The organism is Xanthomonas sp. WHRI 7065 (assembly GCF_040203115.2).
Lineage (GTDB): Bacteria > Pseudomonadota > Gammaproteobacteria > Xanthomonadales > Xanthomonadaceae > Xanthomonas > Xanthomonas arboricola.
Genome location: NZ_CP168194.1, coordinates 3,578,944 through 3,604,833, shown reverse-complemented (window position 1 = coordinate 3,604,833; position 25,890 = coordinate 3,578,944). Strand labels below are relative to the sequence as shown.

The 25,890-nt window shown below is 66.8% G+C and carries 14 protein-coding genes; 1 reads left to right on the top strand and 13 read right to left on the bottom strand.

Annotated elements, in window-relative coordinates:
• The first annotated feature begins 181 nt into the window (after positions 1–181).
• A complete protein-coding gene (locus ABQY64_RS15140) occupies positions 182–511 on the top strand; it encodes a RebB family R body protein (RefSeq protein ID WP_349779876.1) in 330 nt (109 codons plus the stop codon).
• Between the two features lie 72 nt (positions 512–583).
• Here ABQY64_RS15140 and ABQY64_RS15135 read toward each other — a convergent pair whose 3' ends face one another.
• The 13 genes from ABQY64_RS15135 to ABQY64_RS15075 all read right to left on the bottom strand — a co-directional run bounded on the left by ABQY64_RS15135 (position 584) and on the right by ABQY64_RS15075 (position 25,887).
• Positions 584–799, bottom strand: a complete 216-nt coding sequence (locus ABQY64_RS15135; RefSeq protein WP_016904393.1) for a hypothetical protein — start codon at positions 797–799, stop codon at positions 584–586.
• A gap of 319 nt (positions 800–1,118) precedes the next feature.
• Positions 1,119–2,960 (bottom strand): beta-galactosidase family protein, encoded by a 1,842-nt coding sequence (locus ABQY64_RS15130; protein WP_349779875.1) that lies wholly within the window; start codon positions 2,958–2,960, stop codon positions 1,119–1,121.
• A 49-nt stretch (positions 2,961–3,009) separates the two neighbouring features.
• Entirely contained in the window at positions 3,010–5,352 is a 2,343-nt protein-coding gene (locus ABQY64_RS15125) for a GH92 family glycosyl hydrolase (RefSeq protein ID WP_349779874.1), read from the bottom strand.
• A gap of 137 nt (positions 5,353–5,489) precedes the next feature.
• On the bottom strand, positions 5,490–6,950 hold the full coding sequence (locus ABQY64_RS15120; protein WP_349779873.1) for a glycoside hydrolase family 125 protein: 1,461 nt from the start codon (positions 6,948–6,950) through the stop codon (positions 5,490–5,492).
• 234 nt (positions 6,951–7,184) lie between these two features.
• Positions 7,185–8,609, bottom strand: coding sequence for a 6-phospho-beta-glucosidase (locus ABQY64_RS15115; protein ID WP_104623034.1), 1,425 nt, complete (start codon positions 8,607–8,609; stop codon positions 7,185–7,187).
• Complete coding sequence (locus ABQY64_RS15110) at positions 8,606–9,538, bottom strand: PfkB family carbohydrate kinase (RefSeq protein WP_349779872.1); 933 nt, start codon at positions 9,536–9,538, stop codon at positions 8,606–8,608. Before ABQY64_RS15110 ends, ABQY64_RS15115 begins: the two co-directional genes overlap by 4 nt.
• Complete coding sequence (locus ABQY64_RS15105; RefSeq protein WP_349779871.1) at positions 9,520–10,884, bottom strand: APC family permease; 1,365 nt, start codon at positions 10,882–10,884, stop codon at positions 9,520–9,522. The genes ABQY64_RS15110 and ABQY64_RS15105 overlap by 19 nt, the downstream gene beginning before the upstream one ends.
• The gene (locus ABQY64_RS15100; RefSeq protein WP_349779870.1) at positions 10,878–12,791 is read right to left on the bottom strand and encodes a beta-galactosidase; all 1,914 of its coding nucleotides are present in this window, start codon (positions 12,789–12,791) and stop codon (positions 10,878–10,880) included. The genes ABQY64_RS15105 and ABQY64_RS15100 overlap by 7 nt, the downstream gene beginning before the upstream one ends.
• A 63-nt stretch (positions 12,792–12,854) precedes the next feature.
• The gene (locus ABQY64_RS15095) at positions 12,855–15,764 is read right to left on the bottom strand and encodes a TonB-dependent receptor (RefSeq protein WP_374151368.1); all 2,910 of its coding nucleotides are present in this window, start codon (positions 15,762–15,764) and stop codon (positions 12,855–12,857) included.
• 721 nt (positions 15,765–16,485) lie between these two features.
• Positions 16,486–19,155: a glycoside hydrolase family 3 C-terminal domain-containing protein gene (locus tag ABQY64_RS15090; protein ID WP_349779868.1), complete on the bottom strand. Its 2,670-nt coding sequence runs from the start codon at positions 19,153–19,155 to the stop codon at positions 16,486–16,488.
• 239 nt (positions 19,156–19,394) lie between these two features.
• Positions 19,395–22,076, bottom strand: a complete 2,682-nt coding sequence (locus ABQY64_RS15085; protein ID WP_349779867.1) for a glycoside hydrolase family 2 protein — start codon at positions 22,074–22,076, stop codon at positions 19,395–19,397.
• A gap of 21 nt (positions 22,077–22,097) precedes the next feature.
• The gene (locus tag ABQY64_RS15080; protein WP_374151302.1) at positions 22,098–24,584 is read right to left on the bottom strand and encodes a family 20 glycosylhydrolase; all 2,487 of its coding nucleotides are present in this window, start codon (positions 24,582–24,584) and stop codon (positions 22,098–22,100) included.
• Positions 24,585–24,831: 247 nt separating this feature from the next.
• Positions 24,832–25,887, bottom strand: coding sequence for a glycosyl hydrolase family 18 protein (locus tag ABQY64_RS15075; protein WP_039516090.1), 1,056 nt, complete (start codon positions 25,885–25,887; stop codon positions 24,832–24,834).
• Between the last annotated feature and the right edge of the window lie 3 nt (positions 25,888–25,890).

Below are 25,890 nucleotides of genomic sequence, written 5' to 3'. Positions count from 1 at the left end.
GCGTTGCGAGGATTCAGTCGTGCGCGAGCAGGCCGTTATCGAGATGACACGGTGTGCGGTGTGCCTGGCGCTTGGTCGGCGCACCGCAACGCGGTAAACAGCTGCGACCGGCTTTCAGTGTCGATTGATTGGCGTGCAACAACGCGCAGCGCCGTGTATCCGTCCACTCAGGAGCACACGTATGGCTTTTCCAACATCAGTCAACGACCAGATCACCGATGCTGTCACGCAGTCCAACGTCAAGGTCATTGGCGAGGCGCCTGCAATGGCGATGGGCACGATCTACCAGAGCATGGCGCATTCGACCGGCATCCTGTTTCAGAACGCGGTATCGGCGCAACAGCAGCAAAACACGCTGTCGCAGGCCGCCAGCAACCAGGGCGTGATGCAGATCTACAGCCTTTATACGACCGCCTCGGCGGCGGATGTCGAGAAGGTCGCGCAGACGGGTGTCGCCGACAATCTGACCAGTCTGCTCACCGTGCTCAATGCGTTCAACACCAGCAAATAATGGCGGCTGGCGACAGCGCCAGTGCTGTCGCCAATGTTGCTATTACCATTGCTGACGCGAGTGTCGTCGCACTCAGGCCGCGTCGTCGTCGCGCGCCTGCGGCGGCAGCAGGATCTGCGGCTGCTTGGCCGAGTGGGTCTGGCACAGGAAGGTCATCAGGTGCGCCGCTTCGGTGCTGCCGATCGGCTGGCTGGGCGCGGGCTTGCTGTGAACGTGTTCGGCGAAGGCGTGCTGAGTCTGCTCCGGAACCGCGGAGACAGGGTCTTGCGTAACGGTGGACGACGACATGAAACGCTCCTGGAACTCACGATCTGACCGTCGCCCGATAGGACGACGGGAATGTGCCACTGCCTTCCACAACGGCGTGAGCCGGTGATCTTGCCTGGAATGCGATCGGTCCGATACCACAATTGGTAGCAGACGCTGCGCGGGCGGCGGACCTCCAGATAGCGGCGGGCGCACGGCGCTCTGAAGGGGCGTCGCTCGGGGGCGCCCGGGGCGGGTTGCCTGGCAGTTGGTTTGGGCGTCGGCGGGCATGGGCGTGCGGCTTGCGATCGCCATCCCGGGCCGGTGCGCGATCTCCAGCAGCCCGCCACCCGCGTGCCGGTTAGTCCTTCGGCGTAATCCACACCTGCTGCTGCAGGCCGCGCACGCCGGGTTTGGCGGTGCTGTCCAGGTCGAACACCACCACGGCGTTGTCGCCCTTGCGCTGGAACGGGGCCGGGAAATACAACGCCCGCTGCGGGCCGATGGCCCAGTGGCGGCCCAGGTTGACGCCGTTGGCCCAGGCCACGCCCTTGCCGAAGGCGCGCATGTCCAGATAGGTGTCGGTCGGTGTGCCGATGCGCAGCGTGCCGCGGTGGAAGGCCGGGCCTGCGACCGGGTTGCGGGTCCAGCCGCGGATGCTGTCGGGCGAGCGCATCGGCAGCGGGAAGGCCTGCCAGCCGGTGAGCTGCTGGTTGTCCAGCAGCACCGGGTCGACCAGCCCGGCGCGGCCGTCGGCCATGCGCGGGCCGTAGTTGATGCGGCCGCTGTTTTCGACCAGCACATCCAGCGTGTGCTGGCCGGCCGGAATATCCACATCGGTGGAGACCTGCTGCAGCCGGCGCTCGACAGTGCCGGCCGGCTTCTGGTCGACATACACCCGCGCCACATCGCGCACCTCGCCCAGGTACAGCGGCCCCTTGCGCGGGCCGGTAACGGTGGTGCGGTAGAGGATGTAGCCGTAATCCTGGCCGAAGTGCTCCATCGGCTGCGGGGTATCGATGGCGATCGGGGCGGGCAGGTTGTCCCACAGCGAGGCGGATTCGCGCAGCGGCGCCTCCGGCAGCGCCGTGATCGCGATCGGTTTCGGTAGTGCGGGCGGCTGCACGCCGGTGACGCGGGCGATGGCGTCGCGCATCAGCGCGAACTTGGGGGTGGGGTGGCCGGCTTCGTCCAGGATGGCGTCGTAGTCGTAGCTGGTGGTCTGCGGGGCGTAATGGTCGCTGGGATTACCCTGGAAGTTGGCACCATTCATGAAGCCGAAACTGGTGCCGCCGATGAACATGTAGAGGTTGGCCGAATGCCCCTGGCGCAGGATCCACTCCAGCTCTTCGGCCTGTTGTTTGGCGTCGGTGCTGGCGTGCGGCTTGCCCCAGTGGTCGAACCAGCCGGCCCAGTATTCGCCGACCATGCGCGGTTGGTCGGGACGGAACTTGATCAGTTTGTCGAACGCGCTTTTGGCCTCGCCGGGGGCGAAGTTCACCACTGCCAGGGTGTCCGGCAAGGTGCCGTTGGCGAGCATGTCGGCGCCGTCGGAGGTGAACAGCAAGGCGTCGTCGAAGCCGGCCTTGACGTACATGGCGCGGTTGTCGGCCATGTAGGCATGGTCGTCGTCGTAGGAGCCGTATTCGTTCTCGACCTGCACGGCGATGATCGGCCCGCCGTTGTGATTGAGCAGCGGACGCACCTGTTGGGACACGGCATCCAGATAGGCCTGGCTGGCGGCGAGGAAGCGCGGGTCGCGGCTGCGCACGCGGATGTTGTCCTTGCCGAACAACCAGGCGGGGTAGCCGCCGGCTTCCCACTCGGCGCAGGTGTAGGGGCCGGGCCGCAGGATCACGTTGAGGCCTTGCGCGGCGGCCTCGCGTACGAAGGCGGCCACGTCGTTGTTGCCGGTGAAGTCGAACCGGCCCTGCTGCGGCTCGACCAGGTTCCAGAACACGTAGGTCTCCACCGTGTTCAAGCCCAGTGCGCGCGCCTTCTGCAGGCGGTCTTTCCAGTAGTCACGCGGGATGCGCTGGAAATGGATGGCGCCGGAGAGCAGTTGATACGGCTTGCCGTCGCGCACGAACTGCGTGCCCTGGGTGCCGAAGCTGGGCCAGCTGTGGGTGTCGGCGGCACTGGCGGCGACGGGAAGCGCCAGCGCGAGGGCCAGGACGAGGGGGCTGAGGGTGCTGCGCAACATGGGCGATTCTCGGCGGTAACGAGTGACGAGTGACGAGTAAGGACAAACATCAAGCAAACGAAGGTGGCAGATCCTCCTTGTTCGCGCCGAAGGCCGGATTCGGTTTGGCGCCCATGGTGAATTCCAGCGTGCCGCCAGCGGCCAGGTCGGCATGCCGCATCCAGCTGCGGTTGGTCGGTTTGCCGTTCCAGCTCAGCGACTGCACATACACGTTCTGCGCGCTGCTGTTGTTGGCGACGATGCGCAACGTGCGGCCGTTGCCGACATCGAGTTCTGCGCGCTTGAACAGCGGGCTGCCGAGGACGTAGTTGCCGCTGACCGGGTCCACCGCATACAGCCCGAGCGCGCTGAGCACGAACCAGGCACTCATCTGCCCGCAATCCTCGTTGCCGGACAGGCCATTGCGCGCGTCGTGGTATTGCTCGCGCAGCAGCCGGCGCACCATCGCCTGGGTCTTGTACGGTTGGCCGGCGTAAGCAAACAGATACGCGACGTGGTGGCTTGGCTCGTTGCCGTGCGCGTACTGGCCGACCAGGCCGTCGATATCCGGTGGCGCATCGGCGGGCAGTTCGGAGCTGGTGGAAAACAGCTCGTCGAGCTTGGCGACGAAGCCATCGCGACCGCCGTACAGGTCCATGTAGCCGTACAGGTCGTGCTGGTTGAGGAAGCTGGCCTGCCAGGCATTGGATTCGGTGAAATCGCGCCACTTGCTGATGTGGCCCATGCCGCGCGGGTCGAACGGCGTGGCCCAACTGCCGTCTTCCAGACGCGCCTGCACGAAGCCGCTGTCGCGATTGAAGACGTTGCGGTAGTTGCGCGAGCGCTCGCGCAGTGCGCGTGCATCGTCGGTGGCACCGGCGGCCTGTGCCAGATGCGCGCAGGCCCAGTCGTCGTAGGCGTATTCCAGCGTGCGGCTGACCGCTTCGTCCACCTTGTCGGCGGGGATGTAGCCGAGCTTGCGGTAGTACGCCAGGCCATGGGTGGTGTCGTCCATGGCGCGCTTGCGGTAGGCCGGCCAGGCGGCGGTGTAGTCGATGCCGGTGAAACCCTTGGCATGCGCTTCGGCCAGCACCACCGCCGAGTGATAGCCGATCATGCAGCCGGTTTCCACGCCTTGCAGCGGCCAGATGCCCACGCCGTCCGGGCATTCGTTGGCGCCGCGCACCAGGCATTGCATCAGGTCCGGTACGCGCTCGGGTTGCACCAGGGTGAGCAGTGGATGCGCGGCACGGTAGGTGTCCCACAGCGAGTAGGTGCTGTAGTTGTGATAGCCCTTGGGGGCGGTGTGGATCTGCAGGTCCATGCCGCGGTAGCGGCCATCCACGTCGCTGAACAGGGTGGGCGCGAGCAGGCTGTGATACAGGCCGGTGTAGAAGATGCGGCGTTGCGCGTCGTCATCGCTGTCGATGCGTACGCGTGCCAGTTCCTTTTCCCAGGCGGCCACGGCTTGCGCATGCACGCGGGCGAAGTCGAAGTCGGGCAGTTCCGCATCCAGGTTGGCCAGCGCATTGTCGGCGCTGACCGCGGAGATGCCGACCTTGATCAGCAGCGGTGCGTCTGAGGCATCTGGGTAGTGCAGGGCGGCCTTGAGGTGCACGCCGTCCACGTTGCGCGTGCCTGCGGCCAGCGGCTGGTCTTCGTTGTACAGCTGCACCTGCTTGAACGGCCGCGACAGCCGCATGGCGAAATAGATGTAGCGCCCCTTCGCCCATTGGTAGACGCGCCGGCCACCGGTGAGGGTGCGGTCGTCGACCACGCGCAGTTGCGCGTCGGTGATGCGGGTGGGGATGCCGGGTTTGTCCTGCATGCCGTGGCACAGGTCCAGCAGCACATGCGCCGGCTTGCCCTTCGGGAAGTGGTAGCGGTGCAGGCCGGCGCGCGCGGTGGCGGTGAGTTCGGCATGTACGCCGCTGTCCTTGAGCCGCACGCGGTAGTAACCGGGCGAGGCGGCTTCGTCGGCATGGTCGTAGCGCGAGCGGTAACCGCTGTCCGGTGCGTCGAGTGCGCCGGGCACCAGCTTCACTTCGCCGGTGGCGGGCACCAGCAGAACGTCCAGCATGTCGCCGATGCCGGTGCCGGACAGGTGCGTGTGCGAGAAGCCCATGATCGAGCCGTCGGACTCGTGATAGCCGGAGCACGAATCCCATACCGCGTTGTAGGTGTCCGGACTCAGCTGCACCATGCCGAACGGCAGGGTCGCACCGGGAAAGGTGTGGCCATGGCCGCCGGTGCCGATGAACACATCGACGTGGCGGGTGAGCTCGGCGCGGGTGCGCGCATCGGCCGGCAGTGCGTAGTTGCCGGCGCGTGCGCGCGCAAGCCCGGAGAGGCCTGCGCTGCCGAACAGTGCCGCTGCGATGGCGCCTTGGAGAAAACCGCGTCGTGTTGCCATGGTGATGTGCTCTTGGATGTCACGAAGTGGGGCGGGCCGTACCCTCATCCGCCCTTCGGGCACCTTCTCCCGGCGGGAGAAGGGAAGATCAAGCTCTGCAGTTCCGCGTTGGAAGGGTGGGCGGGCCCTTCGCAAAATCAGGCGCTGCGCAGCAGCTGGGGTTTGCGTTGGTGCAGGTCGATGATCAGTTCGCCGAACAAAGTGTTGGCCCAGGCGAACCAGTCGCGGGTGAAGCTGCTCGGGTTGTCCTTGTCGAAGGCCTCGTGCATGAAACCGGTGCCGGCATGGGTGGTCTTGAGCCACTGCAGGCATTGGCGCAGTTGTGCGTCGTCGTCGCTGACCAGGGCATACTGGATGATCGACATCGGCCAGATCGTGCCCATGCCGCTGTGCGGGCTGCCGACGCCTTCGGCCGCGCTGCCGCGCGAGAAATACGGGTTGCGTTCGCTCCAGGCCAGCTGGCGCGTGCGCAGGAACACCGGGTCGGCGCGGTCGCAACAGCCCAGGTAGGCCAGGCTGAGCAGGCCGGGGGTGTTGGCGTCGTCGATGAACAACTGGTTGCCGTAACCGTCCACTTCAAATGCCCAGTAGGCCTGCCCATCGGCGTCGCGTTGCTGGCCGAACTTGCGTGTCGCCGCTTCCACTTCGTCGGCCAGCGCGGTGCAGTCGGCGGCGAACGCGGCATCACGATGCAGGGCCGTGCTCATCGTTGCCAGCTGGCGCAGCGAGGCCACCGCGAACAGGTTGGCCGGCACGAACAACGGATACACGCAGGCATCGTCGGAGGGGCGGAACATCGAGTGGATCATGCCGTTGGGCCGGGTCGGCTGGCCGTAGCCTTCCAGCACCAGGGTCTCGGTCGCCAACGGCGAGGGGCGCTGGAACACGTAGGGGCCGCGGTTGTCCTTGCGCTGCTGCTCGCGGAAGGTTCTGACCACCACCTGCATCGCCGCGCGCCAGTCGTCGTCGAACGGGGCGGCATCGCCGGTGGCGCGCCAGTATTCGTGCGCGATGCGGATCGGGTAGCACAGCGAATCGATCTCCCACTTGCGCTCGCCCACGCCGGGCTTCATCTCGGTGATGTCGTTGAGCGACCACTTCAGGCGCTGGGTCTGGCCATCGGGCAGGAAGGCGTTGGCGTACGGGTCCAGCCGGATGCAGGCGGCCTGGCGCTGGATCAGGCCATGGAACATGCGCCGCAAGGCAGGGTCGCGCCTGGCCAGCGGCACATACGGGTGCACCTGGGCGGAGGAGTCGCGCAGCCACATCGCATGGATGTCGCCGGTGATGACGAAGGTGTCCGGCTTGCCGTTGCGGGTGCCGGTTTCCACCGTGGTGTCCAGCGTGTTGGGGTAGCAGTTCTCGAACAGCCAGGCCAGCTCGGGATCGGCGATGCGCGCCTTGATCTGCACGATCTGCTGCTCGACCGCCTTGCTGACGAAGCGGCGCTGCGCCTTGGGCGGGCGCTTGCTGACGAAGTTGCCGGCAGCCGTGGAGGTGCCGGCAACGGGGGCGGCGAAGGCGGGCAGTGCGCCGGCGAGCAGGCCGGCGCCCGCGCTGGCGCCCAGCAACTGGAGGATGTCGCGGCGGGTGTGCATGACCTGGAGCTCCCTGGGATTTCAGCAAGCAGTCGACGCAGCGGACATCCTTGCAGCGGCGGCATCACGTGCCGGGCCGATGATGAGACCTCTGCATGACCAATTCCCGATGACCATACAACGTGTGCGCCGAATGTGCATAGTGCGCCCGCACAATTCGGCGCCGTACGCATGGGCTGCGGCGATGGCGGCAGTGGCTGGTCCGCGTCCTCGGCGGTCGCGCGGCACCGGCTTTCAACCGGCCGCATGCCCGCGCCAGTGCGCCGGTCCCGCGCAGTGGCCATCGTCGTGTGCATGCCCGAACAGTTCGTCCAGCATGCGCCGCGACGGGCTCCACTCGCCGATCGCCGGGTGGATCAGCATCGCCTTGCAGGCGTCCAGGTGGCTGCCGCTGAGCGCGGCCTCGATTGCGGCGTGTTCGTAGGCCTTGAACGAGCGCACCAGCCCTTGCACCGCGGCCGGCAGCGGCGCGGCCGGGATCGGCACGATGCGGTCGCGGTCGATGTCCGAAGCGATTTCCACGATGTCGTCGTCGGCCAGCTCGGCCAGCGCGCCCTGGTTGCGCACGTTGACCACGTGCCGGCTGGGGCGGGCGCCGGTCAATGCGCTCATCACGTCCACCGCGATGCGGTGATAACCGGTGCTGGCGCGGAACGGGTCCGGCTGCGGCGCCAGGTCCGGCGCGAAGGCCGAGCCGGCCTCGGCCTCCAGCTTCATGTACGAGCCGGAGCGTTGCGCCAGGTAGGCGGCATAGGTCTGCACCGCGCCGGTGGTGTCGCCGGCCTCCAGGCGGCTGCGCAGGTCGCCGATCAGGCTGCGGTTGAGCCGCTCGATCTCGCCACCGCGGCTGGCGCCGCTGGCGCGCTGGTTGTCCAGGGCGCGGCGGCGCTCGTAGAAGAAGTACAGGTACTCGGTGGGGATCAGCCGCAGCGCACGCAGCATGTCGAAGTCGAACAACGGCGCCAGGTACAGCTGCCGCAGGATGGCGTCGTCGGCGAGCACGCGGTCGATGATGTCCACGCCGCGCAGCCGTACTGCGCGGATCCAGCCCAGGTGGTTGAGGCCGACGTAGTCGCATTCCACCTCTTCGGCCGGCTCGCCGAGCGCGCGCGCGATGTTGTGGAACAGCTCCACCGGCGTGTCGCAGATGCCGACCACGCGCGCGCGGGTGTGCGCGCTGATGGCCTGGGTGATCAGCCCGGCCGGATTGGTGAAGCTGACCAGCCAGGCGTCCGGGCTCAGGCGCTCGATCAGGCGCGCCTGTTCGATCGCCACCGGCACCGTGCGCAAGGCCTTGGCCACGCCGCCGGGGCCGGTGGTTTCCTGGCCGGAATAGCCATGGCGGATGATGGTCTGCTCGTCGGAAGCACGCTGGGCGATGCCACCGACGCGGATGCTGTTGAGCACGAAGTGCGCGCCCTCGATCGCCGCTTCCAGCGAAGGCGCGGCATGCACCTGCAGCGCGCCGCCGGACTCGGCGACGATCGCGCGGCCCATCGCCACCATCAGCGCCAGGCGCTCCTGGTCGGGGTCGTACAGCACGATTTCGCGCGCGCCCAGCGCTTCGGCTGCCTCGTTGACGCCGTACACCACCAACGGCGTGCGTACGCCGCCGCCGCCGATCAGGGTCAGCTTGCGATTGTCGACAGAACTGCTCATGGAACGTCCTCGTGTGTGGGGTGAGATAAAAGAAAAAGGCCGTCGAGCGCGCCGAGCGCGCTGCAACAGGCAGCGCCGGCATGGCAGCCGTGCTGTGCGCTCTCGTCCAGCGGCAGGCCGCGCAGCTGGGCGGCCAGAAAGCCGGCATCGAAGGCATCGCCGGCACCGGTGGTATCGCGCACCGGCACGCTGGGCGCGGCGATCGGGCGTGCGCCGTTGTTGTCGATCACCATGGCGCCCGCAGCGCCGCGCTTGATCACCGCCTGCCGCAGGCCAAGCGCGCGCGCCCAGGCCAGGCAGGCATCGGCGCCGTCGTCGCAGCCCATCAGCGCGGCTTCTTTCTGGTTGGGCAGGAACCAGGTCACCGCGCGGCAGGTGGCGTGGTTGGCCGGGTCGGTGAGCCAGGCCGGGCTGAAGCCCACATCCAGCGAGGTTGTGCAGCCGGCGCGCGCCAGCAGCGGCAACACGACGGCGGCCAGCGCGGCCGGCAACGGCATTGCGAAGTGCACATGCCGGGCCGCGCACATCGCGGCCATGGATTGCTCGCGCAGCAGCAGCGTGCCCAACTCGGCATTGGCGCCGATATAGGTGAAGAACGAGCGGTCCTCCTGCAGCGACACGCTGGTGGTCACGCCGGTGCCGGCTTCCGAATCGACCAGCCCGTCGGCCGAGACACCGAACTCGCCCAGACGCTGGGCGAACACCGCGCGGTCCTGCGCACCGATCGCACCGAGTACGCGCACGTTGCAGCCCAGGCGCGCCAGCGCGCAGGCGGTGATGACGGTGCCGCCGCCCAGCTCACGCGTGTAATGGCGCGCCAGCGCTTCTTCGCCCGGTGCCGGCCAGCGTGCGAAGCCGCTGAAGATATGGTCCAGATAGACCTCGCCGACCACCACGAGTTGCGCGGTGTTCACTGCTGGAACGGCCATGCGCGCTGCCTCCGTGCCTGGATCAGATACAAGGCGCTGCCCGCGCACAGCGCCACCACGGCGGCGAGCAGGCGGCGTCCCGGGCTGGTCGCCAGCAGGTACAGCCAGCCGAACACGCTGATCAGCAACGGCCATGGATACAGCGGCATCGCAAAGGCGCGCCGACGTCGCCTGCGTCGCAGCAGCACCACCGCCAGGCATTGCGCCAGAAACTGGAACAGGATCTGGATGATCATCAAGGTGGCGATCAGATCGTCCAGCGACAGCAGGCAGGCCAGCGCCGAGGTCGCACCGACGAACAGCAGCGCCACGGTCGGGAAGCCGCCGCGCGGATGCAGCCGCGCGAACACGCCGAAGAACTGCCCGGCCGCTGCGGCCGCATACGGCACCCGCGAATAGCCCAACTGCACCACCAGCGCCGAGCCCCAGCTGGCCAGCACGATCAGTGCCACCGCCACGGTGCTGCCGATGGGCCCGTAGATGGCCTGCATGAAGTCGGCCATCACCGCCTTGGAGTGCGCCGCCTGCTGCCAGGGCAGGACACCGAGCAGGGTGATGTTGAGGCCCAGGTAGAGCAGCGCCACGATCGGGATCGAGATCAGCACCGCGCGCGGAATCGTGCGGCGCGGCTTGCGGATTTCACCGCCCAGCATGCACACGTTGTTGTAGCCGCCGTAGTCGTAGACCGCGATCAGTGCCACTGCACCAAAGCCCAGCCAGAACCCGTGCGGCGATGTCGGGCGGGCATGCAAGAACGCCGAGGCGATGCCGACGTCGAAATGCAGCACGCCACTGACGATGATCCATACGCAGGCACCGATCACCACCGCACTGACCAGCAGCGATAGCAGCTGCACCGAGCGCACCTTGCGATACAGCAGCAGTGTGTTGAACGCGCACAACGCCATCGCGACCGCAGTGAGCTGGGTATGGCCCAGCCCCGGCAGCAGGAAGGCCAGGTACTGCACGCAACCGACCGCCGCCGAGCCCACCGACAACGGTGCGGTCAGCAGCGTCTGCCACAGATACAGGAAACCGAACAGCCGCCCCCAGCGGTCGCGGCCGTAGGCCTCGCGCAGGTAGTGGTACGGCCCGCCCGAGCGCGGGATCGCCGCGCCCAGTTCGGCCCAGACCAGGCCATCGCACAGGCAGAGCAGCGCGCCGGCGACCCAACCGGCCAGCACCGCCGGCCCGGCCAGTGCCGACAGCGCCAGCGGGATGGTGATGAAGGGCCCGATGCCGATCATGTTGAGCAGGTTGGCCGACAGCGCGCTCCAGAAACCGAGCGTGCGCGGCGGTGCCGAGGCCTGTGGAGTCGCCGGCACGACGCTGGGTGCGGTCAGCATGCGCTGGGCTCCGCCTGCGCGACTGCCGCTGTGGGGCGCGCGATGCGTGTCGAGGTCAGCCCGTCTGCGCAGTGAATCGCGGCCGGCTGCAGCTGATGCAGATCAAGCACCAGCACTGCGTTGTCGCCTTGCTTCAACCACGCGCCAGGGCAGAACAGGCACTGCTGCGGGCCGATGCCCCAGTAACGCCCGAGCAGGCGGCCGTTGACCCACAGATAGCCTTTGCGCCACTGACTCATGTCGATGTAGACGTCGCCGACGCTCTCCAGCGCGATGGCGGCTGCGAAGTACAGGCCGGGCCGTGTGGGTGGGCCTTGTAGCGGGCGCAGCGCTGGCGCCTTGTCGTCATCCAGCGGCAAGCCGTAGACCTGCCAACCGCGCAGCTCCTTTCCATCCAGCAGCACCGGGCCGAGCAAGCCTTTCGCATCGCCCAAGGCCGGGCCGAAGTTGATGTGGCCAAAGCTGTCGACCAGGACGTCCAATCTGCGCTCATCGGATGCGGCCTGCGGGAGCGGGAGCTGCGGCGCGCTGTTGAGGCGCGCGTGCGGCATGCGCGAGACATGCCCGATCTCCTCGCCGTCCAGTTGCACCACCGCATAGTCGTGCACCTTGCCAAGCTCCAACTGCGTGCCGGCTGCAATACGGCGCCGGTACACCACCAGCCCCAGGTTCTGCTTGAGCAGGCGTTGGTTGTCGGTGGGCCGCTCGGTGTGCACCGGCGTGGGGCTCAGGGTGTCCCAGAGCGCGGCGACCGGGTGCGCGGTGACCGATGCAAAGCGTGCGCGCGGCGGTGCCTGCGGGATTGCCGGCAGCGCGGTGCTGCTGTGCCGGGCGATGATCCGGCGCAGCGCCATGTACGCAGGCGTGGCGCGGCCGCCTTCGTCGATCGGGGCGCCGTAGTCGTAGCTGGTCAGTGCAGGCTGGAACTGCGAGCCGTCGTCTTCGGCATTGGCACCGGCGCTCAGGCCGAAGTTGCTGCCGCCATGCACCATGTAGAGATTGAAGGAGTAGCCGGCGGCCATCAGTTGCTGCAGGGTCGGTGCGTAATCGCGCTTTGCGAAGTCGTCTTCGCCCCAATGCGTCAGCCAACCCGGATAGCCTTCGGCCACCCATACCGGCGCAGTGCCTGCAAACTGTTTCGCTTCCTGCAATTCATCCAGATCGGCCCCATCCAGTCCCAGCGCGGCGCCTGGCAGATAGGCCTTGCGCCGGCGCAGATCCTTCATGCCTTCGGCCAATGAAAACGGACCATCGATGCCGTGCGCGCGCCACAGCGCAGCCACTGCATGAAGATAGCCCACGTCGCTGCCCTGCATGCTGTATTCGTTCTCGATCTGCAGCATCAGCACCGGCCCGCCGGCATTGGCCATCAACGGGGCGATGCGCGGCGCCACTGCGGCGATATAGCGCTGCACCGCCGCCATGTAGCGCGCGTCGCCGGCATCGCGCAGGCGCATGCCCGGCTCGCGCAACAGATACGGCGGCAGCCCGCCCAGCGTCCACTCGGCGCAGACGTACGGGCCGGGGCGCAGATACACCCATAGTCCTTCCTGTTGGCAGAGCTTGATGAAGGCAACGAAATCGCGTTCGCCGGTGTCGAAATCGAATTGCCCCGGCTCGCGTTCGTACGCATTCCACATCAGGTATAGCGCGATGGTGTTCAAGCCCAGCGCCTTGGCCATGCGGATGCGCTGCAGCCAGTCCGCCCGGGCGATGCGCAGCGGATGCATCTCGCCACTGCGGAGTTGCCACGGCTGCTGATCCAGCACGAACTGGCCGTGCTCGAAGCCGAACGCATGCGGCCGCCCATCCGGCAGCGGTGCATGCAGCGACGACAGCAGCGCCGGCGCGGCCGCCAGACCGAGCGGTGCGAGCAGGCCGAACGTGCACAGGCTTCTGCGTTTCATCGCTGCTCCAGGGAGTGAAAGGAATCGCTGCGTTGCGCCGCGCAGTGAGTGCGCCACGCGCCGCTAGAACGCGTACTTGACCGTGAACAAGGCGGTGCTGCCGGCATCGACGATGTCGGAGATCGCCAGGTTGTTGCGGCCCACATGCGCCCAGTAGCTGTATTCCTTGGTCAGGTTGGAGATCGACAGGTCCATGCTCACGCCGTTGTCGAAGCGGTAGCCGGTGTGCAGATCCACGCGCCGGGTCGGGCGTGCCCACAGGTCGTTCCAGGGCGCGCCTTCGTGCAGGAAGTCGTAGCCCAGCAGGTAAGAACTGCTGAAGTGGTAGCTCAGGTTCAACGAGAACCCGTTGTGCTCGTAGAACAACTCCAGGTTGGCCATCGCCGACGGCGCCGATTGCATGTGTTCGTTGTCGAAGCCAGCCAGGCCCAGGTCGGCGCGCGCATGCTGGCGGGTGGCGTTGGCACTGATGCCCAGGCCGTCGAAGGGCGCCGGCAGGTCCTGGAACTTCTGCCGCGCGCTGAGTTCCACCCCGTAGATCTTGCCGTCGCCGCCGTTGGTGGGCATGTGGTACAGCACCGTGCCGCTGCCGGTGGTGTTGCCGTTGGCCTGGGCCGAGCCGGCATCGTAGATGTAGTTGCGCAGTTGCTTGTAGAAGCCGGCCAGCGAGAAGAAGCCGCCGCGCTCGGTGGACCACTCTCCGGACAGGTCCAGGTTGGTGGATTCGATCGGCTTCAGATCGGGATTGCCTTGGGTGATGGTGGTGACGCCATTGGAGATGTCGATCTGGCTGCCGCCACCCAGCTGCACGAAGGCCGGCCGCGTATAGCTGGTCCACAGCGAGGCGCGATAGGCGGTGCGCAGGTCCGGCCGCCAGGTCAGGAACACGCTGGGCAACGGCTCGTTGTAGGAGGTGTGGTTGTGGTCGAAGTAGCCGACGATCTCGTTGCCGTCCGCATCCACCGGGCTCACCCAGAAGGTGTTGTCGATCCCGGTGTGCTCGAAGCGCACGCCCGGCACGATATCCAGGTTGCCGACCGTGAAGGTGGCAGTGGCATAGGCGGCGCTGACCGCCTCGGTGCCGCGCATGGTGTTGCAGTTGTAGTTGTTGACGTAGAACGCACTGCCGCAGGTGTCCAGGTCATCGTCGCTGAGGTGTTGCGCGATGACGCCGGCCACCGCCTCTTCGCTCACCCGTGGCGTATTCCAGTCGTATTTGCCGGGAAAGATCGAGGCATAGGTGCCGGTGAAGATGCCCAGATCGCCTAACGTGGTGGTGCCGTCCACGCCGCCGGTATACCAGTCGCGATTGGTGTAGCGGCGGCTGCTCTTGCTGTACTTCACTCCGAACTGCACTGACCGCAGCGCGCCATCTTCGAAATCGTAGCGGGTGTCGAAACGCGCGCCGCCCTTCTTCTGGCCGGAGTAGATCTTGGTCTGTTCGCCATAGCTGCTGGCGTACAACGCCGGGATGTTGTTGACCTGCGCCTGCAGCGCGGGCGTGAGCTGTGGGTAGGGGAACGCGCTGCCGCCATAGCGCACGAAGCTGTTGCCGGAGTAGGCGTAGTTGTCCTGGCTGAACTTGTCTTCGCGCCCGTCGATTTCGACATGGTCGGGTCGGTCGTTGTTGCCGAAGCTGTAGAATAGGTTGGGCATGAAGGTCCAGCCGCCGGCGGTCTTTTTGGCGCCGATCTGGAAGGTGGCCAGGTCGGCGACTTCCGGGTTGGTCTCGTACCAGAAGCGCGAGGCGATGCGGCCGATATTCGGGGTGAACACGCCCGGCGTGCCGGTCGGCACGTAGCTCACATCCTGCGGCAGCAACTGCACGAAGGTGGTGCCTTGCTCGGTCTTGGCATAGGCGTAGGTCATGCGCGCATACAGCGACAGGCTGTCGTCCACATGCCAGTCGAACGAGGCATTGCCACCATAGCGGCGCTCCCAGCCGGCGGCGATACCGACGTTCATGCCGGTGCTGGTGAGGTTGTGTTGCGGGTCGAAACCGGCCGCGTTGCGACCTTCGGCATCGGTATTCAGGTATTCCCAGGAGCCATCGTTGAGTGCGCTGGTGGCCGCAGCCACCTCGCTGTTGGTGGTGGTGCGGTAGTCGTAGTACGCGCTGGCGTACACGCCGAACTGTTGCGCCTCACCGAACTTGTGCTGGAACTCGCCGCCGAAGCCGCCGCCCAGGCCATCGCCACCGTAATCGCGCGCACGGCTTTCCACCCGGCCGCTGCCGGTGACGCTGCCGCTGGTGATGTCCTTGAAGTCGTAGGCGGTGGGCGTGCGGAAATCCAGCGTGCCGCCGATCGCATCGCCGTCCATGTCGGCGGTGGAGGTTTTGTTGGCGACGATGGTCTGCAGGCCGCTCGGCGGCAACAGGCTGAGTTGTACGCTGCGGCTGTACGGCATGCCTTGCGCCACGGTGACGCCGTCGATCATGTTGACGTTGTATTCGGACGGCAGCCCGCGCACCGAGGCGAACATGCCTTCGCCGCGCGCGGCGCCATCGATGCCGCCGAAATAGCCCGAGCCGGTGCTGGTGATGTTGATGCCGGCGATCAGGCCGAGCGCTTCGGCCACGTTGTGCACGGCGGTGCGTTGCAGGTCGTTGGCCGACAGCACGTCCACCGTGTTGGCGGCGTTGATCTTCAGGTCGCTGGCGTCGTAGCGGTTGCTCACCACGCTGACCGCCTTCAGTTGCTTGACCTCCTCCAGCGCAATGGCCACCGAGGCCGTGCCGCTGTCGCCGACCTGCACGCTGGTCTCGGCCGCGCTGAAGCCGGGGTAGTCCAGAGCTAGCGCGTACTGCCCGGCAGGCACATCGCGGATGACGAAGTGCCCGCGCGCATCGGCCACCGCGCTGTAGGACGTGCCGGCAATGCGTACCTTCGCATTGGCGGCGGGCTTGCCGCTGCTGCCTTCCTTGAGGTCTCCCTCCACAGTGCCGGCCACTGCGGCTGCGGCAGACGCCATGCCGGTCACGGTCAGGATTGCCACGACCCACTGCTTGCCGTTCGAACGCTCACGCTTTGTCACGTGCCACCTCGCCAGATGCTGGGCAGCGTTGCCGACGGCAACGCCTTGCCGATGCCTTGCTCTTGGGCAGACGGGTGCACGGCGATGCGCGCGCACGGCATCGCGCAACACGCGATTAACGCATGTGCGAATTACCGAACGGGAGTGGCGCCGGAGCGTCTGCCAGCTGGGACAGCCATGCAGGCGTCAGTGGCGGGGCGGGGAGTACCCGGCAATGCACTTGGAACGCGAGCGCATTGCGCTCAACTTGTAATGCTTGGTCATGACGGCTGCGCCAGCGTGACGACAGCACCGCAGGCGCCGATGCGATGCACTGCATGAGCGGCGACAGATACGCGCTGGTCGATACGACGATGCTGCATCCAACCATCTCCCAGTGCAGGTGCTACGTGGAAACGCTGTTGCCGTCATGTGCGTCGGGCGCAGCGCCGATGGCGCGTGTTGCCGACTGTGGCTAGTGATAGACCGCGTTTTGGGCTCTGTCAAGTAGGTGTGAAGTGTGTGCGGAGATCCTCGTATTGCCTGCGGATAGATCACCAATTCCGTCTCGCGCAGTCGCAGTGCCTGCATCCTGCGATGCAACGCAGCATGCGCAGATCATGCAACAGGCGCCGGCCATGACAGCCGACGCCTGTTGTGGGGCACGCGGATGCGTCGCTTATTTCGGCAACGGCGAACGCCCCGAGATCGAGAACGCTGCGGCCTCGCCAGCCGCGCCGGTGCCGGGCTGGCCACCGCCGACAAACAGCGTGTAGTCGCCGGCTTCCACCGCACGCTGCCCGGTGCGATCCACATCGCTCAACGCGCGCGCATCCAGGGTGAAGCGCAGCGTACGCTGCTCGCCGGGCTTCAGGTGCACACGCTGAAAGCCGACCAGGCTGCGCAACGGAGACTGCGGGCGATCCGGATACTGCAGATACACCTGCGCCACTTCGTCGCCGGCACGCGTGCCGGTATTGCGCACGGTGGTGGTCACCTGCAACGGACTGCCGGCTTGCAGGGTTGCAGTGGACAGCTGCGGCGCGGCGTAGGCAAAGCTGGTGTAGCTCAAGCCGTAGCCGAACGGAAACAGCGGCTCGCCCTTGAAGTAGCGGTAGGTGCGGCCCTTCATGTCGTAGCTGACGTAGGGCGGCAGGTCCTTGGTGGAGCGATAGAACGTCACCGGCAGGCGCCCGCCTGGGTTGTCGTCGCCGGCCAGCATGCGCGCGACCGCGGTGCCGCCGGACTGGCCCGGATACCACGCCGCCACGATCGCATCGGCATGCGTCTTGGCCCAGTTCAAGGCCACTGCGCTGCCGCTCATCAGCACCACGACCAGCGGCTTGCCGGAGGCCTTGGTCCGTTCCAGCAGCGCCTGCTGCGGGGCGGGCAGGGCGATGTCGTTGCGGTCGCCGCCGTCGAAGCCGGGCACATCGATGCGCAGTTCCTCACCTTCCACATCCGGCGACAGGCCGACGAAGGCCACCACCGCATCGGCCTGCGCCACCGCCTGCTCGGCCTCGGCCAGTTGCGCGGCCGCCGGTGCCAGCCACTCCAGGCGCACGCCCTGGTCCTGGCCGCGGTGTTCCATCTCCAGGCGAATCTTGCGCGGGCGGGTGTCGTCGAAGTGCAGCACGGTTTCCACGCTGCGGCCGTCGGCGTTGTGCATGCCGGCCGGCACGTGCTTGTCTTCGGCATTGCCGGCGACCACCAGCTTGTCGTCGATGTACAGCCGCACCGGGTCGTGGCCGGCGCAGTCGAAGCAGCGCGCCACCCGCACCGCCAGCGTGTAATCGCCCGCGCTCGGCGGCAGCAGTTCGCCGCTCCAGCGCACCGCGTAGCGATCGGCCGGCACGCCCTTTGCGGGGGCGACCTGGTCCCAGTTGAAACTCACCGTGCGGTCCTGCCGCACCGTGCGCGGCGCACCGTCCAGATCGACAGTGTCGAAATATTCGCCACGCAAGCCCGGCTTGCCGTCGCTGCGCAGCGCGGTTTCCGGAATCATGCCGGGTACGCCCGCGGCCAGCGGCGCACCTTGCGCATAACTCACCTGCTGCGCGCCGAAGCGCTGGCGCAGGCCGAGCAGCGGGGTGACCGGCGTGGACGAGGTGCCCTGGTAGTTGGCTTCCAACGCTGCCAGCGCATCGGCATTCGGCCCGATCACCGCCAGCCGCGTGCCGGCCTTCAACGGTAGTGTGCCGGCCTCGTTCTTGAGCAATACGATCGATTCGGCAGCGGCTTTCAGCGCCAGCGCACGGTTGGCGGCGTTATCGATATCCCTGGCACCGAGCTTTGCATACGGATCCTTGCGCGGCGCCTCCAGTTCGCCCAGGCGATAGCGCGCGGCGAACAGGCGCACCAGCGATTGGTCGAGCAGGGCTTCATCCACTTCGCCACGTTCGATCTCCGTACCGAGTTCGCGATAGGCATGCCCGCAATTGAGATCGTGCCCGGCCTTGAGCGCTGCAGCCGACGAGCCGGCATTGTCCGGGCGGAAGTAATGGAACTGGGTCATGTCGTCCACCGCATCGCAGTCGGACACCACAAAGCCCTTGAAGCCCCAGTCGCCACGCACGCGGCCGTTGAGCAACCAGTCGGCGGCGCAGGCCGGCGTGCCGTGCAGCGAGTTGTACGCGCACATCACCGAGCCGGCCTGGCCGTCGATCAGGGCGGCGCGGAAGGCGGGCGTATAGGTCGCCTCCACATCGCGCGGCGACACGTCCACATCGAAGCTGTGCCGGCCCGGCTCCGGACCGCTGTGCACGGCGATGTGCTTGGGCGTGGCGATGGTGCGCGGGTGATCCAGATCGTCGCCCTGCAAGCCGCGGATGAAGCCCACCGCCAATTGCCCGGTGAGGAAGGGATCCTCGCCGTAGGTTTCCATGCCACGGCCCCAGCGCGGGTCGCGAAAGATATTGATGTTGGGCGACCAGATGGTCAGGCCCGCGTAGCGCTTGTGATCCTTGCCCGGGGCGCCGGCCTGATTGAACTTGGCACGCGCCTCGGTCGACACCACCGTGCCCACCTGCTGCATCAACGCGGTATTCCAGCTGGCAGCAAGACCGATCGACTGCGGAAACACCGTGGCGTAGCCATTGCGTGCGATGCCGTGCAGGCCTTCGCTCCACCACTCGTAGGCGGGGATGCGCAGGCGTGGAATCGCCGGTGCATCGTTCATCGCCTGCGCGACTTTTTCCTCGCGGCTCATCTGCGCGACCAGCGCGGCGGCGCGTTGCTCCGGCGTCGCATCGGGTTGTGTTGCGGCCAACGCCGGCGCGCCGACCAGCGGCAGGCCCAGACCCAGACTCAGCGCGACCGCCAGGCGGCATGGAAACACGGACAACGACATCTGCTCACTCCTGCGGGGCGGCGACTGGCCGTCACGCGTTGTTCTTGGATTGCCCGCAGCGACACCGCGGGCAGCGGTTGGTGACACTTGGCGCAGTAGTGGTTACTGATCGGACGCCGGATCGGATACGAGACCTGCGCCCGGCACTGCCGTCACTGCGCCACGCGCAGTCTTAGCGGATGGCGCAGCGCCCTGAGACGAGCGCTGCGCCATCGGCCGACGTCTGTTCCCGGCGCGGCTTACTTCGTCTCGGCCGGCTCCGGCGGTGCACCGGCCAGCGTGCTCGCCAGATCGCGCACCTGCAGCGTGGACTGCAACTGTGCCAGCGCGGCCTTGCTGCTCACATGCACGGTCAACGGCTCGCCCGGCAACAGGTCGAACGCGTTGTCCGACAGCGTGGCATCCACATCGCCGAACGATAGCCAGACCTCGCGTGCCAGCGTGTTGCTGGACAGCGTCAGCGCGTAGCCATCGTCATCGGCGCGCCATTGGCTGTCGATCTTGGCGGCCGGCAACACCAGCTGCTTGGCCGGCGCGAAGAACACCACCTCGCGCGACAGCAGCTTGTCGCTGTCGAACAACTCGAACACCGCGTAGCTGCGCTTGGGGTCGGCGCTGCCCAGCAACTGCTTGTCGCTGAAGTTGCCCACCTGCAGGCTGCTGAGCGGTTTGACGGTGGTCTTTTCCTCGCGCTTGCTCAGCAGCTTGCCGTCCATGCTCATTACCCGCATGCGCCAACGCGCGGCCAGCGGGGTGGTGCGGTCGGAGACCAGCGACACCTCGGTCTGGCCCTTGTCATTACGCAGTGCGGCGATCAGCTCCGGCGCGTAGAAGCGGCGGGCGTGGTAATGCAGCGCCTTCCAGCGGCCGTAGTAGTCCACGCTGGACCACGACGCACCCGGCCACACATCGTTGAGCTGCCAGTACAACGAGCCCATCGATTGCGGGCGCGAGGCACGCAGATGCGAGGCGGCCAGGTTGATGCCTTCGGCCTGCATCAGCTGGCTCAAATAGACGAAGCTCTCGAAGTCCTTGGGCTCGCCGAATTCGCGCCGGATGTACAGCATCAGCCGCTTGTTGCCGTTGCCCTTGTCGAACTTCTGATGCACGCGCATCACCGGCGATTCCGGATCCATGTCGCCGGGTTCGGCGAAGGCACGCACGGTGCGCATGTCGGGGAACGACTGCAGGCCGTATTCGGACATGAAGCGCGGGGTGACGTTGAGGTATTCGGTCACCGGCAGCGCGGGGCCGCCCCAGACCTTCCAGTAATGCATGTCGCCATCGTTGGCCTGGTCGGCGGCGCCGTCGAAGTTGGTGCCAGGCGAGGTGGACCAGTACGGCACGTCGCTGTCGTAGGTGGCCACCACTTCGCGGAACACGGTGCCGAACAAGGTGGTCATGCCGCGCTCGATGCGGCTGCGTTCTTCCGGGTCCACCGACTGCTTGAACTTGACCCGGTCGCCCCAGTTTTCCCAACCGGTCTGCACTTCGTTGTTGCCGCACCACAGCACGATGCTGGGATGGTCGCGCAGGCGCTTGACCTGTTCGATCGCCTCCTGCCGGGTGTTCTCGCGGAACTCCACGTCGTACGGCGGCACCGCGCCACCGAACATGAAGTCCTGCCAGATCATGATGCCCAGCTCGTCGGCCACCTCGTAGAAGCGGTCGTCCTGATAATGCCCGCCGCCCCACATGCGCAGCATGTTCATGTTGGCATCGCGCGCATCCTGCAAGGTGCTGCGCATGCGCTCGGGGCTCACACGTGCGGGGAACGCATCCAGCGGGATCAGGTTGGCCCCCTTGGCGAAGATCGGGATGCCGTTGATCACGATCTCCATGCTCTTGCCGTACTTGTCTTTCTCGCGCCGCAGCTCCACCGAGCGCAGGCCGGTGACCCGCTTGATCTGCTGGCTGTCGCCATCGGCATCACGCACGCTGGCCACGAAGGTGTAGCGGTCCTGCGCGCCGTAGCCGGCCGGGAACCAGCGCTTGGGCTTGGCGATGCGCACCGGCACATCGATGCGGTTCTGCCCCGGGTCGACCACCGCCTGCTGGGTGAATTGCCCGACTTTCTGCCCATCCGGGCCCAGCACGTCCAGCGTCACCTGCACCGGGCCGCTGCGGCCGGCCTGCAGTTCCAGCTGCGCCTGCAATTGCGCGCTGTCGGCATCCACGCGTTGCTGGGCGATATGCAGCCCGTCTACGCGCACCGCATCCCAGGCTTCCAGGCGCACGTCTTTCCAGATGCCGGCGTTGACCATGCGCGGGCCCCAATCCCAACCGAAGTTGTACGGCGCCTTGCGCACGTAGGTGGAGCTGTGGCGCGATTCGGGTTCGTCGCCGAAGGCGGAATCGTAGGCGCCCGGCAGCGCGTACGGCTGCTTGGCCAGCCACGGCTGGATCTTCTTGATCGGCGAGAACAGCTTGACCTCGAGCACGTTGTCGCCGCGCTTGAGCAGGGGTTTGGCATCCACGCGCCACTGCCGGAACATGTTGTCGGCGCTGAGCAGCGGCTTGCCGTTGAGGGTGACCTCGGCAAACGTATCCAGGCCGTCGAATACCAGCTCGACGTGCTCGCGCTTGAGCGTGGCCGCATCCACGTTGAAGCGGGTCTGGTATTGCCAGTCGCTCAGGCCCGCCCACTGGATCTTGCCTTCGTTGTCGCGATAGAACGGGTCCGGCACGATCTTGGCGGCGATCAGATCGGTCTGCACCGCGCCCGGCACCTGCGCCGGCAACCACGCCGCCGCTTTCGGATAGGTCTTGGCCTGTTCCTGGCCCGGCACCAGCCGCACCTGCCAGCCGCTGTCCAGGGGCGTTGCCGTGGGCGGCGCGGCCCAGGCCTGCGAGATGGCAACGGCCAGGGCAAGCCCTAGGCGGGCGGGGGCGGGAACGCAACGATGACGGGATAGGGGCATGGATGACTCTCCTTGGATGGATCAGCGCGTGGCGGCGGGGGGCGCCTGCGCGGTGGTTTCAATCAACTGGACGGCGCCGATGGCATACAGCGGGCCGCGAATCGGCGCGGTGAAGCGCAGGCATAGATCGTGGATGCCGGTGCGTGCAGGCAGTGCGGTTTCCAGCGTGAATTGTTCGCCCAGCGTGGCGCTGTTGGGCAATTGCACGCTGGCGATCAGCTCGCCCTCGCAGCCCAGGCGCACTTCCAGCTCGCCGCGGCGCGTCTTGGCGGGGTACTGCACCACCTTGGATTGTTCGTGGGCCAGGCCGAAGTTGTTCGGCAGGCGTGCGGACTCGATCCGGATCGCGCCGACGCCATCCAGGCGCGCCTGCGGATACAGCCGGCAGGCATGGAACAGGTCGACGTTGTAGACCGGCGTGTCGGCAGCGGTCAGTTCCGGCAGCAGCGGCAGGCGCAGGCCGAGCGCACCGGTGTCCACGCAATCGCGCAGGCCCTGGGTGTCCACGTGCAACAAGCCGGCACGATCGAAAGTACGGCTGCGCGTGGCCGCCAGCGCGCTGCCGCCGGCATCGAAGGCGGTGGCCTTGACCGTGGTCGGCAGCTGGATCGTAAACGGCGCCGCATAACGTGGCGATGCCGGTGTGGGATCGCTACCGTCGATGGTGTAGTGCAGCGTGCCCGCACCGGCCTGGGTGCCGAGTACCACCTTGGCCGGGCCGCCAGCGAGCACCGGGTTGGGGCCGCCTTCCAGTGCGATATCGGCGGCGAAGGCGCCGTCGCTGTAGTCGATGCCCAGCGCCTTGTAGCGCTGCAGCTGCGCCGGCAGGCGCGCCAGGAAATCCTTCCAGTTGCGAGCAGCCACCGGCGACCAGGTCACTTCGGCGATGGCGGACAGCCGCGGGAACAGCGCGTGATCCACATGCCAGCGCGAAGGAATGTATTCAGACCACAACGCGCCTTGCGCGCCGAGTACATGCGTGGACTGCGCGGCGCTGAGTTCACCAGGTACCGGGTCGAAAGCGTAGACCTTGGACAACGGCAGTACGGTCAGGCGGCCGTTGGGTTCGTCGCTGCGGGTGGTCTGCAGGTTGTCCAGGTACAGCCAGTCGCCTGGCGCCAGCACCACATCGTGGCCCTGCCTGGCGGCGGTCACCGCACCGTCGGTGCCGCGCCACGACATCACCGAGGCACTGGCCGGCACGCCGCCTTCGAGGATTTCGTCCCAGCCGATCATGCGCCGGCCGTGCTGGGTGAGGTAGGCCGCAAGCTGTTCGTTGAACCAGCCTTGCATCGCGTGCGCATCCTTGACGCCCAACTTGCGCATCTGCGCGCGCACCGCGGGCGAGGCTTCCCACTGATCCTTGACCGCCTCGTCGCCACCGATATGGATATACGCCGACGGGAACAAGGTCAGCACCTCGTCCAGCACGTTGGTGATGAAGCTCAGGCTGCGTTCGCTGGTGTTGAACAGGTACGGGTTGACGCCCCAGTCCACGCCCACCTGCGTGCGCTGGCCGGGCACGCCGACTTCTTCCGGATACGCGGCCACCGCGGCCTGCGCATGCCCGGGCATGTCCAGCTCGGGCAGCACGGTGATGTGCAGGCGCGCCGCATAGGCGACGATCTCGCTGATCTGCTGCTGCGTATAGAAACCGCCATAGCGCTCGGGCGTGCCGTGCTGGCCGGCGCCGGGCGGGGTGCGCCAGGCACCGACCTCGGTGAGTTTGGGGTAACGCTTGATCTCGATGCGCCAGCCCTGGTCGTCGGTGAGATGCCAATGCAGCACATTGAGCTTGTGCGCGGCCATCGCGTCCAGCACATGCTTGACCGTGTCCACGTCGTGGAAGTGGCGGGCCACATCCAGATGCTGGCCGCGCCAGCCAAAGCGCGGCCAGTCGCGGATCGCCACCGCCGGTACGGTGACATCGCCCTTGCCCGCATCCGGCGTCATCAATTGCCAGGCGCTGATTGCGCCATAGAACAGTCCGGCACCATCGCGTGCGGTGATGCGGATGCCGTTGCCGTCCACATCCAGGCTATAGCCTTCCTTGTGAGCCACCGGCGCCTGCGGGGTGCGCTCCAGGCGGATGCTGTGCGGCGAGGCGCTGGTTTCGGTGCGCACTTCCAGGGTCAGGCCGCGGGTGCGTTGCAACAGGCTGGCCAGCGACTCGGCGCTGCGGCGCACCTCGGCATTGCCGGTGGGGATGGAGATCACCGTGCCGGTGCCGACGCGGAAACTGCCGGTGCCGCGCCTGGCTTCGGCCGGGGCGGGAATCAGGGGCAGCGGTGTGGTGGTCGCAGGCAGTGTTGCGGTATTGCCGGGATTGGCTGCAGGTGCGGTCGCTGCATCGCGTTGGCCGCAGCCCGCCAGCACCATCGCCGTCAGCGCCATCGCAAGCAGGCACGAGGAACGTCGGTGCGATGACAGCAGGCGCGACGACAGGCTGCGCGGCGACGGCGGCCCGGATAACGGTGAGCGCAGGCTCGGTGCGGAGTTCGACATCATGCAATCACATCCCGGTATGGCGGGGGAGATACGGCAGCCACGCACAGTAGCAAAGCCGTGCCGGATGGCGCAGGGACTGGCGCACGCTTCGTCGGGGTGCGCGGTGTGTGGTGTCGCGCAGCGCCCGCGCTCCGCATGGCGTGTTACAGAACGGGCGCGGGCAGTGCACGCATCGGCTTGCAGTGGATGCATTCCGATGCGAACACCGACCGCGCCCGTCCTGTCGTGCAGCAGTGCGATGACGCGGTCAGCGCTGCGCGGTCGGCAACTCGTCCCACACCTTCGGGTCCTCGGCGCCCAGCACCCAGCAGCTGAAACCTTCCAGGCCGTACTGCTTCACCAGGTCGTAGCGTGCCTTGAAGCTGCGCGCATCCGGGCGGAACACCCACTCGCGCATGTCGTCGCGGTAGAAGTAGAACCACGATTCCTGCTCGACCGGATCCCATTGCACGGTGGCGTTCTGCTCGATCGCCAGCGGAAACGATTCGTCGGCATCGATATAGGTGGCGGAGATGTTCGACGCCTCGGTGCCGTCTTCCTTGACCGGATTACCGGTGTACCAGCGGTAGCCGTAGGTGGCGATGCCGAGCGAGAGCTTGTCCTTCGGCACCTGGGTGATCGCGTAATCCAGGTGCTTCTTCATCCACACCATGCCGTCGACCGGGCCCGGCGTGGTCCAGCGGGTGTGCTGGTCGTAGGTCATGATGCTGACCAGATCCGCGGCCTGGCCAAGCGCCTTGAGGTCGTACGCGCCGCGCCAGTATTCCCACATCCACTTGGAGAACTGGCCGCCTTCGGCATGGCCCGGGGCATTGGGCACCACCGCCACCGACATCTTGAAGCCGGCCTTGTGCAGCGCATCGGCGGTCTGCTTGACCATCAGCGTGTAGGCGTCGCGGTCGGTCCAGGCGATGTTCTCGAAATCGAACTGGAAGCCGTAGTACTTGTGCTGCTTGCCGTGGATCAGCAGCGATTCGATCATGCGCTTCTTGGCGGCTTCGTCGTGCATCAGCTTGTGGAAGCCGTCGCGCCCGGTGGTCATCGACAGGATCGGCATCACCCGCAGGTTCTTCTGCTTGGCGATGTCGTACAGGTACATGTTGGGTGTGCCGTTGACCAGGCCGTTCTGGTCGACGCCGTACCAGGTCGGCACCACCACGTCGATCTTGTCGACATTGGCCAGGAACGAGTTGGTCGATTTCTGCGTGTTCATCAGATAGAACAACGCCGTGGGGGTTTTGGCCAGGGCCGGCGCGCATACCAGCGCCAGCGCCAGCAGGATCCAGGTCAATCGCTTGCTCATGAA

Excerpts from the sequence above, each read along its gene's own strand:
- ABQY64_RS15140 (WP_349779876.1), top strand. The coding sequence starts at position 182 with ATGGCTTTTCCAACATCAGTCAACGACCAGATCACCGATGCTGTCACG.
- ABQY64_RS15135 (WP_016904393.1), bottom strand. The coding sequence starts at position 799 with ATGTCGTCGTCCACCGTTACGCAAGACCCTGTCTCCGCGGTTCCGGAG.
- ABQY64_RS15130 (WP_349779875.1), bottom strand. The coding sequence starts at position 2,960 with ATGTTGCGCAGCACCCTCAGCCCCCTCGTCCTGGCCCTCGCGCTGGCG.
- ABQY64_RS15125 (WP_349779874.1), bottom strand. The coding sequence starts at position 5,352 with ATGGCAACACGACGCGGTTTTCTCCAAGGCGCCATCGCAGCGGCACTG.
- ABQY64_RS15120 (WP_349779873.1), bottom strand. The coding sequence starts at position 6,950 with ATGCACACCCGCCGCGACATCCTCCAGTTGCTGGGCGCCAGCGCGGGC.
- ABQY64_RS15115 (WP_104623034.1), bottom strand. The coding sequence starts at position 8,609 with ATGAGCAGTTCTGTCGACAATCGCAAGCTGACCCTGATCGGCGGCGGC.
- ABQY64_RS15110 (WP_349779872.1), bottom strand. The coding sequence starts at position 9,538 with ATGGCCGTTCCAGCAGTGAACACCGCGCAACTCGTGGTGGTCGGCGAG.
- ABQY64_RS15105 (WP_349779871.1), bottom strand. The coding sequence starts at position 10,884 with ATGCTGACCGCACCCAGCGTCGTGCCGGCGACTCCACAGGCCTCGGCA.
- ABQY64_RS15100 (WP_349779870.1), bottom strand. The coding sequence starts at position 12,791 with ATGAAACGCAGAAGCCTGTGCACGTTCGGCCTGCTCGCACCGCTCGGT.
- ABQY64_RS15095 (WP_374151368.1), bottom strand. The coding sequence starts at position 15,764 with ATGGCGTCTGCCGCAGCCGCAGTGGCCGGCACTGTGGAGGGAGACCTC.
- ABQY64_RS15090 (WP_349779868.1), bottom strand. The coding sequence starts at position 19,155 with ATGTCGTTGTCCGTGTTTCCATGCCGCCTGGCGGTCGCGCTGAGTCTG.
- ABQY64_RS15085 (WP_349779867.1), bottom strand. The coding sequence starts at position 22,076 with ATGCCCCTATCCCGTCATCGTTGCGTTCCCGCCCCCGCCCGCCTAGGG.
- ABQY64_RS15080 (WP_374151302.1), bottom strand. The coding sequence starts at position 24,584 with ATGATGTCGAACTCCGCACCGAGCCTGCGCTCACCGTTATCCGGGCCG.
- ABQY64_RS15075 (WP_039516090.1), bottom strand. The coding sequence starts at position 25,887 with ATGAGCAAGCGATTGACCTGGATCCTGCTGGCGCTGGCGCTGGTATGC.